The sequence below is a fragment of the Idiomarina sp. UBA4206 genome, assembly GCF_002383015.1.
Taxonomy (GTDB): domain Bacteria; phylum Pseudomonadota; class Gammaproteobacteria; order Enterobacterales; family Alteromonadaceae; genus Idiomarina; species Idiomarina abyssalis.
The window spans coordinates 402-1583 of sequence record NZ_DFTS01000049.1 but is presented as its reverse complement, the minus strand read 5'-3'; the positions used below and the strand labels follow the sequence as shown (position 1 = coordinate 1583).

The window sequence follows — 1182 nt, the reverse complement described above, 5'->3', positions numbered from 1 at the left end:
CTAAGCACGGTAAAACATGCCATGAGATTGCCATTAACCCGACCTATGTAGGTAAATCTGCTTTGATCGAGGTGTTTCAGACTCTCGTTCATGAGCAATGCCATCTACTTCAGTTCTGTTATGGAAAGCCTGGTCGTCGCGGTTATCACAATAAAGAGTGGGGCGATATGATGGAGGCAGTGGGGTTGATGCCATCGTCTACCGGACGACCGGGAGGCCGAAAGACCGGCGAGAAAATGAGTGATTACCCGATACCTGGCGGCAGGTTTCTTAAAGAGTGTGATGCCTTGGTTTCGGGTGGTACTTTCGATTTGCCGTGGGTAGATCGGTTTGCTCAAGGCTGTAGCGTTCCTGTACCTGAGCTGGTTGAGGAATACCAATTGCCAAGCAGTTCAGCCGTTAAACTTACAACGGCAGTGGTTGAGTTCTTCGATACGGAGGCTTTTGTTTTGCCTGAAGGAGTAAAAGAAAGCCGGAATAAGGTGAAATATTCGTGCCCATCGTGTGGCGTTAATGTTTGGGGTAAACCAGAAATATCCATTAAGTGCGGCGAATGTGATGTAGATTTTGGGGTATACAATTAATGAAGTGGGCTTTTATTGATTATGAAAATATCGGTAGTCTTGGGAAAGTCGATATATCACCGTATAAAAAGGTCGTGGTTTTCCTGGGGGCCAAGCAATCAAAGATAGACTTTAACGAAAGTCGGTATGACAAGCCGATAGACCTAGTTCTGGTACAAGTTAAAACCTCTCAAAGTAACAACTTGGATTTCCATCTTGCGTATTACCTTGGAAAGTTTGACGCGGAAGCAGCAGAGGCTGTTACTTTCGATGTAATAAGTAATGATTCAGGATTTTCCCCTCTTATTTCCCATATCAAAAGTACCGGCAGACAATGTAAGCAGGTCAAGGTATCAGGTGTTTCAGGTGAATTGCAGAAGCTGATTCAAAGCCTAACTTCAGCACCCGCAAACAAACGTCCACAAAAACTGAAATCACTTCGGAACCATGTCGCAGCTTTATTGCGTATTAAAGGCAACGATGTGGCCATTCAGGGCTATTTAAACCACCTGGTAAATAACAAGGTGGTTCGGGTTTCCGGTGATAGTGTGGAATATCTATGATTATTGGTTATGCCCGTGTTTCCACGGCGGATCAAAATAATTCACTACAAACTGAT

The 1182-nt window shown here is 44.4% G+C and carries 2 protein-coding genes; both read left to right on the top strand.

The window, feature by feature from the left end:
* The coding region (locus tag B3180_RS10740; RefSeq protein ID WP_286844431.1) for a SprT-like domain-containing protein at positions 1 to 584 on the top strand (584 nt) is incomplete at its 5' end.
* Entirely contained in the window at positions 584 to 1126 is a 543-nt protein-coding gene (locus B3180_RS10735; protein WP_286844429.1) for a PIN domain-containing protein, read from the top strand. The genes B3180_RS10740 and B3180_RS10735, both read left to right, overlap by 1 nt.
* The last annotated feature ends 56 nt before the right edge of the window (positions 1127 to 1182 follow it).

Excerpts from the sequence above, each read along its gene's own strand:
- B3180_RS10735 (WP_286844429.1), top strand. The coding sequence starts at position 584 with ATGAAGTGGGCTTTTATTGATTATGAAAATATCGGTAGTCTTGGGAAA.